The organism is Streptomyces sp. NPDC051582, from assembly GCF_040681715.1.
Classification (GTDB): Bacteria; Actinomycetota; Actinomycetes; order Streptomycetales; family Streptomycetaceae; genus Streptomyces.
The window spans coordinates 1-12536 of record NZ_JBFAZJ010000069.1 but is presented as its reverse complement, the minus strand read 5'-3'; the positions used below and the strand labels follow the sequence as shown (position 1 = coordinate 12536).

Annotated in this window: 9 protein-coding genes and 1 pseudogene; 5 read left to right on the top strand and 5 right to left on the bottom strand. The window is 69.0% G+C overall.

The window, feature by feature from the left end:
- The 3 genes and pseudogenes from AB0M92_RS38605 to AB0M92_RS38595 form a co-directional block, all read right to left on the bottom strand.
- Window positions 1–137 (bottom strand): annotated as a pseudogene (locus tag AB0M92_RS38605) (IS5/IS1182 family transposase); the annotation flags it as partial.
- A 20-nt stretch (window positions 138–157) separates the two neighbouring features.
- Window positions 158–313, bottom strand: a complete 156-nt coding sequence (locus AB0M92_RS38600; protein WP_366107071.1) for a hypothetical protein — start codon at window positions 311–313, stop codon at window positions 158–160.
- Window positions 314–718: 405 nt separating this feature from the next.
- Window positions 719–1066, bottom strand: coding sequence for a hypothetical protein (locus AB0M92_RS38595; RefSeq protein WP_366107070.1), 348 nt, complete (start codon window positions 1064–1066; stop codon window positions 719–721).
- A gap of 619 nt (window positions 1067–1685) precedes the next feature.
- On the opposite strand from AB0M92_RS38595, the gene AB0M92_RS38590 reads away from it, so the two are divergent.
- The 3 genes from AB0M92_RS38590 (at window position 1686) to AB0M92_RS38580 (ending at window position 4768) form a co-directional block, all read left to right on the top strand.
- Window positions 1686–2345, top strand: coding sequence for a response regulator transcription factor (locus AB0M92_RS38590; RefSeq protein WP_366107069.1), 660 nt, complete (start codon window positions 1686–1688; stop codon window positions 2343–2345).
- Window positions 2346–2447: 102 nt separating this feature from the next.
- Window positions 2448–3602 carry a histidine kinase gene (locus AB0M92_RS38585; protein WP_366107068.1) on the top strand — a complete coding sequence of 385 codons (1155 nt, stop codon included), beginning with the start codon at window positions 2448–2450 and terminating at the stop codon, window positions 3600–3602.
- 437 nt (window positions 3603–4039) lie between these two features.
- Entirely contained in the window at window positions 4040–4768 is a 729-nt protein-coding gene (locus AB0M92_RS38580) for a response regulator transcription factor (protein WP_366107067.1), read from the top strand.
- 45 nt (window positions 4769–4813) lie between these two features.
- Here AB0M92_RS38580 and AB0M92_RS38575 read toward each other — a convergent pair whose 3' ends face one another.
- Window positions 4814–6544, bottom strand: coding sequence for a GAF domain-containing protein (locus AB0M92_RS38575; protein ID WP_366107066.1), 1731 nt, complete (start codon window positions 6542–6544; stop codon window positions 4814–4816).
- A 565-nt stretch (window positions 6545–7109) separates the two neighbouring features.
- On the opposite strand from AB0M92_RS38575, the gene AB0M92_RS38570 reads away from it, so the two are divergent.
- Both AB0M92_RS38570 and AB0M92_RS38565 read left to right on the top strand, forming a co-directional pair.
- Window positions 7110–8090: a nitroreductase gene (locus tag AB0M92_RS38570; RefSeq protein WP_366107065.1), complete on the top strand. Its 981-nt coding sequence runs from the start codon at window positions 7110–7112 to the stop codon at window positions 8088–8090.
- A gap of 52 nt (window positions 8091–8142) precedes the next feature.
- Complete coding sequence (locus tag AB0M92_RS38565) at window positions 8143–8802, top strand: response regulator transcription factor (protein ID WP_366107064.1); 660 nt, start codon at window positions 8143–8145, stop codon at window positions 8800–8802.
- A 282-nt stretch (window positions 8803–9084) separates the two neighbouring features.
- Here AB0M92_RS38565 and AB0M92_RS38560 read toward each other — a convergent pair whose 3' ends face one another.
- Window positions 9085–11160 (bottom strand): phosphocholine-specific phospholipase C, encoded by a 2076-nt coding sequence (locus AB0M92_RS38560; protein ID WP_366107063.1) that lies wholly within the window; start codon window positions 11158–11160, stop codon window positions 9085–9087.
- Window positions 11161–12536 lie beyond the last annotated feature (1376 nt).

Genomic DNA, 12536 nt, shown 5'->3' with positions numbered 1-12536 from the left:
AGGCACCACGGGCGGCCGCCACCGGGACCGTTCCCGCCCCGCTCCCGCACCACCTTCACCAGCTTCGCGAACCGGTCGATCCGCAAGCCCGTGAAAGTCTCCACCCACACCGGCTCAACCCGCAACACCCCACCCATACACGGAAAATGCCCGGAACTCAGCCTTCTGCAACACCCTTTAGGAAGGCGCCGATGTTGCTGATGTCGATCACGTGCGTCCTCCGGTCGCCCTCTTCGCCCGGCCGTCCCACGGCACCGAACGCGACATCCACCTTACGAAGAGCCTCCCGACCTGTGGAAAGGCCGGTGGTCATGCCCCTAATCAGCGGTCCGTCGATGCCTCCGGAGCCGGTGACACCACCCCCCAAGACATGCGATCGACATGAGGAGACAGTCATGCCAACTCCGGAGGTCGGGCGCCCCATTGCGAGGCAACCAAAACGGTAATGGGGGGATTGTGTCGGAGACGGACAGCGCTTCTGACGAATGCCAGGGGCTTCGTAGGCTGAAGCAGCCGCTTGAACGGGCTGGGCTTACCGGTTCCGTGCCTGGTACTTGCTGATTCTGTCCAGTATCAGCCCATACCCACCGCACAGAACGGCCACGGCGGTGTACTCGGCCCAGGTGTTGCCCTTGAGTGCGTGCTCGACTCCCATGAATACGGCCACCCACACGAGTGTTGCAATGACCTTGACGCCCATATAGGTCCCCAGACTCGATCAGGCGAGTGCTGACAGGCAGGCCGATGCGCCGGCCACGACAACCTTGCTTGCGATGTCCTTGGCAACATCTTTGCTGACGTACCTGCCCACGATGAACGCGGCGGCACCCCCGATGCCGGCCTTGAGAAGACAGTTCTTCACAGCATTAGTCATTTTTCCGTGCTGCATCAGTGATGCGCAGGCATTTTTGTCCTTGTAGACGGTGCACATGGCCCGGCGTTCGCCGACCGGGTCCACACTCTTCGGTCCGCCAGTGTTGGACGCGGATGCGGTGTCAGCGCCCCCCCCCACGATGAACCCGCCCAAGATGACGATCGACAGTAAGCCGGACGTCGTACGCCTCATGCGAAATTTCCCCAATCTCCGGTGCAATGCAAAGCAGGCGCTTGCAGACCGAGGCCGGGTGAGGCCGGATTCTCCGTAGGCGTACCTGCTGGATGATCATCGCGGGCGGCCGCCGCGATCCGCGATCCGCCGGGCAGCGGGAACGGCCAGCTGATCAGGGCGTCCCGATCTGCGGTGGCAGAGGACGAGCCGTCATCGCCGCCCCCGTCGAGAGCATCTTTGGAGTGGATGCACGGCCCGGAGGCGGCTGCGCGGCGCGCGGCCGGTGCCCAGAGTCATGCGACGTCATTTTCGTCGGTGCTGGCGAGGCGGCGGACCACGTGGGTGATTCGCCTCGGCGCTCTTCCGTGGCACGTTGCCGACGTTCACGGCAGCCGGAAGAGGACGTGCCAGCCGAGCGGGTCAGCAGATCTCGGCGCCTGCTGCCTTTCTCCATGACTGCGTGGAGGTGGTGGCTGAGCTCGACCGGCGCGGGGCCGAGGCAGGACCAGAAGGTTCAGGTTCCCCTAGGTCTTGGAGTCTCCTGTTCTGGTTGTGGTCTGCGGCACATTCTTCCGAGGCAACGCCCGACGCCGAATGTCGGTCATAGTCCGCGGTGGGACGCATATGGGGAGTGATAGTGATTCGAGTCGCGGTCGTCGATGACGAGCCGCTGGTCCGCACGGGCCTGCAAGTGATCCTGGAGTCCGCCGAAGACATCAACGTGGTCCTCGCATGCGGGGGCGCCGGTGCAGTCGCAAGCATCCGGTCCCATGACGTGGATGTGCTGCTCCTCGATATCCGGATGCCCGTGGTGGACGGGATGTCCGTACTTCGCCACGTCGTCGGCGCCGCCGCGGCCCCTGCCGTGGCGATGCTCACCAGCTTCGGCCTGGAGGAGCACGTCGATGAGGCACTGAGGGCCGGGGCGGCCGGGTTCCTGATGAAGAACTCCTCCCCCGAGCAGCTGGTCGCGGCGGTCCGGACTCTGGCGGCCGGCGGGCGGGTGCTGGCGCCGGAAGCGACGGGGCCGGTCATATCCGGCTACCTGGCGGCGGAGCCCGACAGCGAGGCGGCACGGCGCGTGGGGCTGTTGAGCGAGCGTGAGCTCCAAGTCCTCGCCGAGCTCGGTACAGGCCGCAGCAACCGAGACATCGCCGACCGGCTGCACCTGGCACACGGGACCGTCAAGGACCACGTGAGCTCGATCCTGGCGAAGCTGGGCGGCCTCAACCGTGTCCAGGCCGCGGTCGTCGCCGACCGTGCCAGGCTGCTTCGGCCCCGACGGGCAGGGTCGTGATCACAGCAACAGTCTCAAGGCTGCGCGCCTTCCTGGCCCGCCCCGCCCCGGGAAGAGGAGGAGCAGCCGCGCCGTCCGGGTCGGACGGTGCCTTTTCCCCCGGTGGCGGCCGAGAACCGCCTCGCGCCGACCAAGCGCCTCGTCCTGGATTCCCTTCTCCTGATCACGGCCGTGGTGGAGGGATTCCTCACCCTCTCCGCGCTTCCCTACAATATCGGTGTGTACCTGGGGCTGGCTGCCGCCGCCGGCCTGCTGCTGCGCCGCAGGGTTCCGGAAGTGGCGCTGCTCGTCGCGCTGCCGGGGTTCCACCTGGCGAATGTCACCGTGGCCCCGATGTTCGCGCTGTACAGCCTCGCCGCCAAGCGGGGACCCCTCATCGTCTCCGCGGCAGCAGCGGCAGCCATGGGCTTCGTGACCGCTTCTCTGAGCCCGGTGCCGGAGTTCTCCTTCACTCCGTTCACGCTGTGGACCCCTGAGAGTCTCTTCGCGTACTGCATGCAACCCGCAGCCGCCGTCGTGGCGGGACGGGCGGCACGCGCCCGGCGCAAGGCGCTGCAGGAGGTGGAGGCGCGCCAGGCGTCGGAGAAGCGGCTGGTCGCCGAGCGGGTGCTGACCGCTGAACGCGCGCGGATCGCACGGGAGATGCATGACGTCGTCTCCCACAAGGTCAGCCTGATCAGCCTGCAGGCCGGTGCACTCCAAGTCGGCCGGCCCGAGGAAGCGGACGTCAAGGAGAGCGCGCAGCTGATCCATGAACTGTCCGCGCAGACCGTCACCGAGCTGCACCACATGCTCGGCGTACTGCGCCCGGCCCCAGGCCCCGCCGTCGCCTGCGGTCGCGCTTTTGGTCCGGGGCTGGCCGACCTCCCCGAGCTTGTACGGATCAGCGGTATGCCTGTCCGCCTCGGAATGCCCGAGAAGCGGACGGAGGTCCCGGAAGCCGTGCAGCGCGCCGCCTACCGCACCGTCCAGGAGGCCCTGACCAACATTCGCAAGCACGCCCCGGAATCGAGGGTGGAGGTCAGTGTCACGGTCACGGCCGCCAGCCTGGACATCGAGGTGCGCAATGGGCCTTCAGCGGGGTCGGCGGGGCCTGTCGGGATACCGGGGAATGGGCGGGGGCTGGCTGGACTGGCGGAACGGGCCGGTCTGCTGGGAGGCGAGTTCGCCGCCGGACCCGCCCCCGACGGCGGCTTCGCCGTAGTGGCCTCCTACCCTCTGACACCCCCGGATCCCGACCCGGACACAGTGGGCTGACACAGGGCAGCGAGGCAGCTTCGACCGTCATCCGGGTTGCCGCCCCGCCGGTCGGCGGGGCGGGGCCGCTCTTTCGAACTCCGAATACTTGATCACCAGTGCCGTCGGCACCGTTAGGACCGTCCCCTGACCTGGAAACGCCCGATGCCCTGGACGATGTGGAGCACGATCGTGATCGCCCCCCTGGCGCTGGACCCGGGTCCAGACCACAGGAGATGGCCGCCCGGGGACTCTGTCGCGGGCCACGCCGGCGGTGATCACCTCGCACAGGGTGTGGCGGAATCGATGGACCCATGGCTGCTCAGGCCGTCTCGCCGCAGTCCGCGCTGGAGTGAGCCGACCGCGCCTGGCGCCATTGCCGGTTGCCAGCTACCCCGACTGGCAGAATACGGGTGGAAAACACACATAGCGCCATCGAGCCGAAACGGGCGGTGCCCATGTCCGATGCAGCGAGTGCCGCGGCGGAGGAATCCGTCAGGGTGTTCCTCCTCGACGATCACGAGGTGGTCCGGCGCGGGCTGCGGGACCTGCTCGAAGCCGAGGAGGGCATCGTCGTCGTGGGCGAGGCGGGCACCGCGGACCAGGCTCTGGCCCGGGGACCGGCGCTGCGCCCGGACGTCGCCGTCCTCGATGTCCGGCTGCCCGATGGTGACGGCATCACGGTCTGCCGGGAACTGCGCTCCCGGATGCCGGAGCTGGCCTGCCTGATGTTGACGTCCTTCGACGACGAGGACGCCCTGCTGGACGCGATCATGGCAGGGGCGGCCGGTTACGTCCTCAAGGAGATCGCGGGTGCGGACCTGGTGTCGGCCGTACGGACGGTCGCCACAGGGCAGTCCATGCTGGACCCGGCCACGACCGCCCGCCTGATGCGCGCGCTGCGCGGCCCGGAGGCCACGGAGCTGCCTGCTGATACGCGCGTGGCAGCGCTCTCCGAGCGTGAGCGGGCCATCCTCGACCTCATCGGTGACGGGCTGACCAACCGGCAGATCGCCGGCCAGCTCTATCTCTCGGAGCGGACCGTGAAGAACCACGTTTCCCGGCTGCTGGGCAAGCTGGGGGTCGAACGGCGCGTGCAGGCAGCCGTCATCGCCACCCAGGTTCGCACCGAGGGGCACGAGGATGATGTGAATCCGCCGAGTCGGCAGCCACGGCGGTCCCGATGAAACGACACGTTTTCGACCGCGTGGGTGTCCGGCCGTGTGCGACCGTCACGGCTCTGACGGGGCGAGAGGGACCGACCATTCCAGACGGGTGCCCGGTTCGTCAGGCCCGCGCGGGGTGACCCGCATGGTTCCGCCGAGCTTGTCGGCCCGTTCGGCGAGGTTGCGCAGTCCGCTGCGCCGGCCACCCTGAGGCATCCCGACGCCGTCGTCCGTCACGGCGACGGCGAGGACGCCGTCCTTCGCCACGACCGAGGCCTCCGCGCGGGTAGCTCTGGCGTGTCTGGCGACATTGGTCAGGGCCTCTGCGAGTACGGCGAGGGCCTCGTCGGCGACGGCAGGGGGTACGTCGGTGTCGAGCAGGCCTTCCATGCGCAGGGCAGGGGTGAAGCCGAGGCCCGCGGAGGCTTCGTCCAGGGTCTGGACGGCACGGGAGCGGAGCCTGGAGCCCGTGGCCGGGACGTCGTGGTCGCGGAGCCCGAAGATGGCCGAACGGATGATCTTGATGGTGTCGTCCAGGCCGTCCACGGCTCGGCCGAGCCGTTCGGACGCCTCGGGCTGGTCGACGAAGGGCCGTACGCTCTGGAGGGTCAGTCCAGTGGCGAAGATCCGCTGGATGGCCAGGTCGTGGAGGTCGCGGGCGATGCGGTCGTGGTCCTCCAGCATGCTCATCTGCTCGGCGTCACGGCGCCGCTGCGCCAGTTCGAGGGCGAGAGCGGCCTGCGCCGCGAATCCCGGCAGGGCGGCCACCTCCGCTCTCGCGAACACCGGCCGGCCCTGGCGCCTGGCCAGGATCAGGACGCCGCTGAGCCTGTCCTTGGTGCTCGCGGTGACGGCTACGGCCGGGCCGAACCCCGCCCAGCGCTGCGGCTGGACGGTGAGCCGTGCGTCGGCCTGCACGTCCGCGAGGACGATGAGCCCGTCCTGGGCCAGGGCGGCTTCGGCGAGGGTGCCCCTGGTGCTCGGCAGGACGATGCCCCGGTGGGCTTCGGCGCCGTGCCCAAGGGCGATCGAGCCGCGCAGTTCGCCGTCGCCGCCGATCAGGTAGAAGACGCCCACGTCCGCGCCGGTGATGTCCTGGGCGCGTTCCAGCATCCCGGCGAGGACTTCCTCCTCGCCGGCTCCGGACAGGAGCGAGTTGGTGACGTAGGTGCCTGCCTCCAGCCAGCGCTCGCGCAGGCGTACTTCCTCGAAGAGGCGGGCGTTCTCGATGGCGATGCCGGCGGCCACCGCGAGCGTGGAGAGGACTGCCTCGTCCTCGGCGTCGAAGTCGGCACCGCCGCGCTTCTGCGTGAGGTAGAGGTTCCCGAAGACGTCCTCACGCACCCGGATGGGAACCCCGAGGAAGGTGTGCATCGGAGGGTGATGAGGCGGGAAACCGTACGAGGCGGGATGCCGGGACAGCTCGGACAGCCGCAGAGGCTGCGGGTGGCGGATCAGCTCGCCGAGGATTCCGTGGCCGACGGGCAGATCCCCGATCTGCGAGCGGAGTCCGTCGGAGATCCCGACGGGAAGGAACTCGGCCAGCCTCTGGTCCTCGCTGATGACCCCGAGGGCGCCGTACTCCGCGTCAACGAGGACGACGGCCGCCTCGACGATGCCACGCAGGACCTGGGGCAGGTCGAGCTCCCGGCCCACCGACATGACGGCGTCGAGGAGGCCGTTCAACCGGTCCCTGGCGCCTCGCACTTCGTCGATCCGTGTCTGGAGCTCGTCGAGCAGCTCGTCCAGCCGCAGCCGTGGCGCGCTGCCCCGGGCGGGGCGGCCTTCCTCGCTCATGTCTCACCTCCGGCCGCCGGAAGGTGGAGGGCTGCCGCAATCACCGTAGTACGGCCGGGGTGGCTTTTCCGCTTCCGCCGGATGCCATTGCTCCGTGTGATGGACAGGCACGGTGCCGGAGGACGCCGGAGCACCTTCCGATCCAATTGACAGCGGCCGGCTCCCCGGGCCGAGGGCCGTCCCCGGCCCGGGAGCGGCGCACACGGACAACAGACCCGCCCGCCCCTGAGCCGGCAGCACCACGTCTGACCAGCTCCGATGGCCATTCGGCCCCGGGCAGGGCCACCCGGCCCCTCCCCGCAGCGGGACGTACGGCGGAGCCTGGAAGGACCGACCACCGCCGGTGAGGAGGGCATCATGCCGATACGGATCACGGTGGACCCATAGGCGACGGGCTCCCTGAGGGGGCGGCTTCCTTCGTCTCCCCTCGTCGCGCTGGATCGGCGCATCCGCCGCGCAGCACCCGGCACCCGCGTACGTCTCATCGCGCGCGGTGATGCGGCGCACCGCCTCACTGGACGCCTATGTCGCACATGACTGAATCCGCACAGACAGGAGCCGTCGCATGATCTCAGCACGCCTTGACGAGGACACCGTCGTCCGGCTCGTCGGCGACGCCGTGACCGCACCCTCCATGCACAATGCCCAGCCCTGGAAGTTCGTATTCCGTGAAGGCGGCAGCGTCATCGAGCTGCACGGCGATGCGGACCGCGCCATGTCACGAACCGATGCGGATCACCGGGCCCTCCACATCGGTTGCGGGGCAGCCCTGTTCAATCTGCGCGTCTCCGCCGCCCGGCACGGACTCCACGCGCGCGTGAGCCTGCTGCCCGACGGCCTGCAGCCCTTTCTGCTGGCAGCGGTGGCCATGCACGAGCCCGGCGACGAGGACCGCGAGCTGTTCGCCCTGCACGCCGCTCTCCGGCGCAGGCACACCAGCCGCTTCCCGTTCAGCGACGAGCCGGTTCCGGACGAGCTGATGGACGGTTTGAAAGGCGCTGCCCGCTTGGAAGGCTGCCGCCTGAGCGTCCCGGGCAATTGGCACACCGCCACCTTGCTCGAACTGGTCCGCGATGCGGAGTACCGCGAGCACACCGACCCCCTGGCCCGGGCGCAGACCGCTGCCTGGGTCCCCTCGGCAGGATCACGCCGCGACGGCATCCCCGCATCCGCGTTCGGCCCGAGGAGTCACGCAGGGCACTCCCCCGTGCGGGACTTCGGCCGGGACCACCCGGTGGTGGACCGCGGCTGGGCCGTGTTCGAAGAGCGGCCCCGTTTCGCCCTGCTCGGCACGTCAACGGACACGCCAACCGACTGGCTGCGGGCCGGCCAGGCGCTGGAACGCATCCTCCTCCAGGCCACAACCGACGGCCTGGCCACCTCGATGACCTCCCAGCCCCTCGAATGGCCGCAACTGCGGTGGACGGCCCGCGACCCCCTTGAAGTCATGAGCCGCGTCCAGATGATCCTGCGCCTGGGATACGGGCCCCAAGGACCCGCGACACCACGCCGTCCGCTCACGGACGTCCTGGAGACCTGCGCGTAGAAGACACAACTCTCCGCCACGTTCGACGGCGGGACGGACACGAGGAGCGAAAGTGATCCGAGTAGCGGTCGTCGATGACGAACCACTGGTCCGCACGGGCCTGCGAGTGATTCTGGAATCCGCCGACGACATCAACGTGGTCCTCGCGTCCGCAAGCGTCGGCGCGGTCGAGAACATTCGCTCCAGCGGCGTGGACGTACTGCTCCTCGACATCCGGATGCCGGTATTCGACGGGATGGCCGTGCTCCGCCGGATCGTCCATGGCCCCACGCCCCCGGCGGTGGCCATGCTCACCGGCTTCGGACTGGAGGAGTACGTCGAGGAGGCGCTCCGTGCCGGGGCCGCCGGATTCCTGATGAAGACCGCAGCCCCAGAACAACTGATCCACGCCGTACGGACACTCGCGGCCGGCGGGCGCGTACTCGTACCCGAGGCAACCGGGCCGGTCATCGCCGGATACCTCGCCTCCGGCCCCGACAGCGAAGCCGCCCGGCGAGTGAGACTGCTAAGCCCACGCGAACTCCAGGTACTCGCCCAGCTCGGCGCCGGCCACAACAACCGCGACATCGCCACACGCCTCCACCTGGCACACGGCACCGTCAAAGACCACGTCAGCTCGATCCTCGCCAAACTCGGCGGCCTCAACCGCGTCCAGGCCGCAGTCGTCGCCGACCGCGCCCGGCTGCTCCGACCCGGAAAGGGCAAACCTTGAGCGCGGGCATACCCCGGCTCAGGAACGGGTCCGGACGGGACCTGCGCGGTCGGCCCGCCATCCCCCCGTGTACGGCGGGCCGACCGCTGCTCTGAAGGCGCCGGCCCCGGGTCGGCGCACTACACGCCTCTTCCTGGCCCGGGCGTCAGCGACGGCGACGGGTATGCCGGGGGCCAGGAGTGCCGCGGCGGCCCAAAGCGAAACGGTGAACACCGGCTCGTCGCCGGCGAGGTGGCGTGCTAATTCCGGCGCGGGTTCGCCGCGTAGCCGGTACGGCCAAGTTCACGAGTGGGTGGTGATGGCGGGGTCGCTGGTGCTGGGTGCGCCGGTTTCTATGTGCCCTGCGAAGCGGCGGAGATAGGCGGTGTCGGTGCTGAGGGTGATGGATATGTCGTACCAGCGGTTGGCGGTGGTGTAGCCCCAGCCGGTGACGGTTTTCGTGGTCTTGGGTGGCAGGGTGTACGGGAAGAGGCGGCCGGGTGCGTAGGCGTCGGTGGCGGTGAATGTGACGGTGTGGCCGGTCGGGTTGGTGAAGGTGAGGGTGACGTGGCCGGTCGAGGCGTCGTGGCGCGCTGCTGTTTCGGGGCCGATGGTGTTCATGGTGCCGGTGATCTGGCGCAGGAAGCCGTTGGGTCCGTACACGCTGAAGTCGTAGCGGGAGTGGGTGCCGGCGGGCAGGGCCCACGTGTCGGTGAGGGTTTTGCCTGCCTCGACGGTGTAGGGCCAGGGTCCGTTGGGGTGCACGGTTGAAGTGACGTGGAAAGCGGCGCCGGCGGCGCCTCGGCTGGCGAAGGTGAAGTGCATACGGCCGTTGGTGACCTGGGTGTCGACGGTCAGGTCATAGGGCAGGGGCCGTGCTGAGCGTGTTCCCTGTTCCTGGCGGGGGAGCGCGGGTTGGGCGGGCGGCTTCGGCCGGTAGCTGTCGTGGCGCTTGTGATCGGCCGGGCGGTATTGCCCGGTGCTGGGGAGCGCCGGTGCCGTGCCAGGGCCGCGGGTGAAGTCGAGGGCGGAGGTGAGATCTCCGCAGACCGCGCGGCGCCAAGCGGAGATGTTGGGGCTGCGGACGCCGTGGCGGCGCTCGATGAACTGGATGATGGACGTGTGATCGAATGTCTGTGAGCACACCCAGCCGCCCGTGCTCCACGGGGACAGCACGAGCATGGGCACGCGTGGGCCGAGGCCGTAGGGGCCGGCCTTGTAGCCGCTGTTGCCGGTGAAGATCTCGTCGGTGCTGTTCACGGTGGACCGGCCCTGGGCGGCGGAGGCCGGAGGGAAGGGCGGCACCACGTGGTCGAAGAAGCCGTCGTTCTCGTCGTAGGTGAGGAACAGGACGGTGCGGCTCCACACGTCGGGATCGGCCGTGAGCGCGTCGAGGACCTGTGAGATGTACCAGGCGCCGTAGTTGGCCGGCCAATTGGGGTGTTCGCAGAACGCCTCGGGAGCCGCGATCCAGGAGACCTGCGGGAGCTCGCCGGCCAGGACGTCGGCTTTGAGCCGGTCGAAATATCCCTCACCCGACTTGGCGTGCGTGCCGGTCCTGGCTCTGACGTACAGCGGGCTTCCGGGCTGGGCGTTGCGGTACTGGTCGAAGTAGAGCAACGAGTTGTCGCCGTAGTTGCCGAGGAGGGGGTCTTCATTTTCAGTCATAAGGCCCCATTTGCCTGCGGCGTCCAGGCCGTTTCCGGCGTCTTGGTAGACCTTCCAGGAGATGCCCGCCGCTTCGAGGGTTTCGGGAAAGGTGGTCCAGGAGTAGCCGGCTTCTTCGTTGCCCAGGACCGGGCCGCCGCCCTTTCCGTCGTTGCCCGTGTAGCCGGTGTACAGGTAGTACCGGTTCGGGTCGGTGGCGCCGAGGAAGGAGCAGTGATAGGCGTCGCAGATGGTGAAGGCGTCGGCGAGGGCGTAGTGGTAGGGGATGTCGTTCCGGGTGAGGTATGCCATCGTGGCTCTGCCCTTGGCGGGTATCCAGTTGTCCCATTTGCCGTTGTTCCAGGCGGCGTGGGTGCCTTTCCAGCTGTGGTCGAGGCCCTGGATGAACTGCAGGCCCAGGTCGCGTGCGTCCGGACGGAAGGGGAGGGTTTCCTGTCCCTTGTTGTCTGTTTGGTGCCATACGCTCTTGTGGCTGGGCAGGGTGAGGGGGCGTGGGTCGCCGAAGCCGCGGACTCCGGACAGGGTGCCGAAGTAGTGGTCGAAGGAGCGGTTCTCCTGCATCAGGATGACGATGTGCTGCACATCCTTGAGGGAGCCGGTCCCGGAAGCGGGGGGAATGGCTGCGGCTCGCGCTATTCCGCCTGCGAGTACGGAAGCGGCGGCGCTTCCGCCGGAGAGTTGCAGGAACCTGCGGCGGTTGACGTCAACCATGGGTGCGCTCCTGATGACTGTCGGGACTCTTGGGCGGCCGAGAACGCTCGGGGAGCTGGTTGCCGAGACATCCGCCGATTCGCAGCTGTGGGACTAGCAGCCGGATGTCCGGAGATTGCGGGCAGCCCTGTGGGTGCGGCCCGGGTTGAGCGACCCTGGGGCGGGCCCGGGGTCGCTCCGCCGGCACAGCCTGCCGGGGAAAGTTCATTGCAGGCGTCCGCGATAGGCGCTGCACATCTCCCCGAGCACCTCGGCGCCTGCCCTGCTGCGGATGCCGTGGACCAGGTCCTGCGCTTCGGGCACTGCTGGGCTTGGGCTCGAAGCGAGCCTGACGGGTATCGCCAGCCTGCTGAAGGCGGGGCGAAGACGCCTGGAGAGCGCAAACGCGCGAGACGGTCGCGGCCACGCCGACGGTCGCTTTCCTCGTAGCCGTTGGCACCCTGCCTGTCGCATCGGCGGACTGCTGGAGTCGGCACGGAGCGTCGGGCTGCGCGCCCACGCCTGTGGGCTGGGCGCTGGTCGGCCGGGTGTCGTTGTCTTGCATGACCGCCTTCGTGGGCCGGTCGGCGCAAGGGTGGCCTGGCCGAGTTGGGGCACCGTGCCGGGGCGTGGCTTTGGGGTTCGCTGCCGTCGCCCCGGCACGGACTGTGGGGGAGCTCAAATACTCGGACGGAAGGCACCAGTGAGACCATCCGCCTCTCGGCGTGGGCACCCTGGCCGTCCGGCGGGGGTAGGCGCGAATGAGCTTCGGCGGTGCATCGGCGCCCTGGAGGGTGCGCGGCGTTCGCGGCAGTTGGCGCGCGCATCCCGGCTCCGTACCCGGTACGGCCAGTCGGGCCGGCGGTACCCCCGGTGCTGTCGGCGCCAGGGCCGTGTCTTTCGGATCAGGGCGGATCAGGGCGGGTCGTGTGTGCCGCAAGGCCGAAGAGGGAGGCGAGGTGGTGTTTCGGCGGCCGAGGAGAACGCTGAGCGGTGCACGCCGGGCCGCCGTGATCCGCAAGGCGCCATCCCGCCCCCCACTGCAGTGGGGGGCGGGATGGCGCCTGATGCCGTCCGCATTGAGGTGTATCGGGACCTTACCCCCGCCGGTCGGCGGGGTAGGAGTGGTCGTTCAGGGGGTTCGAACTGGCGGGGTGCCGTCCGATGCTGATGGCGGCAGCCGGTGCCGGCCCCGGTGCGACCGCCACTAGTAGTGCTTTGTTAGCTGGTCTTGTCACGGTCGGTGTTTGGTAGTTCGCTGCTGGTATGAGGGCGGGTGAGCTTGCTGAGTGTCGGGGTCAATTGGAGGAGTTCGCCGGGGAGGTGTTCGCGCCGCTGGTCCGCAGGGATCAGCGGGCGAAGGGCCAGTTGTATCTGCGGGGCCTGTTGCTGGACGG

What these genes read in the sequence shown, in the direction of transcription:
- AB0M92_RS38575 (WP_366107066.1), bottom strand. Translation starts at nt 6,544, where the DNA reads ATGAGCGAGGAAGGCCGCCCCGCCCGGGGCAGCGCGCCACGGCTGCGG.
- AB0M92_RS38595 (WP_366107070.1), bottom strand. Translation starts at nt 1,066, where the DNA reads ATGAGGCGTACGACGTCCGGCTTACTGTCGATCGTCATCTTGGGCGGG.
- AB0M92_RS38570 (WP_366107065.1), top strand. Translation starts at nt 7,110, where the DNA reads ATGATCTCAGCACGCCTTGACGAGGACACCGTCGTCCGGCTCGTCGGC.
- AB0M92_RS38560 (WP_366107063.1), bottom strand. Translation starts at nt 11,160, where the DNA reads ATGGTTGACGTCAACCGCCGCAGGTTCCTGCAACTCTCCGGCGGAAGC.
- AB0M92_RS38580 (WP_366107067.1), top strand. Translation starts at nt 4,040, where the DNA reads ATGTCCGATGCAGCGAGTGCCGCGGCGGAGGAATCCGTCAGGGTGTTC.
- AB0M92_RS38600 (WP_366107071.1), bottom strand. Translation starts at nt 313, where the DNA reads ATGACCACCGGCCTTTCCACAGGTCGGGAGGCTCTTCGTAAGGTGGAT.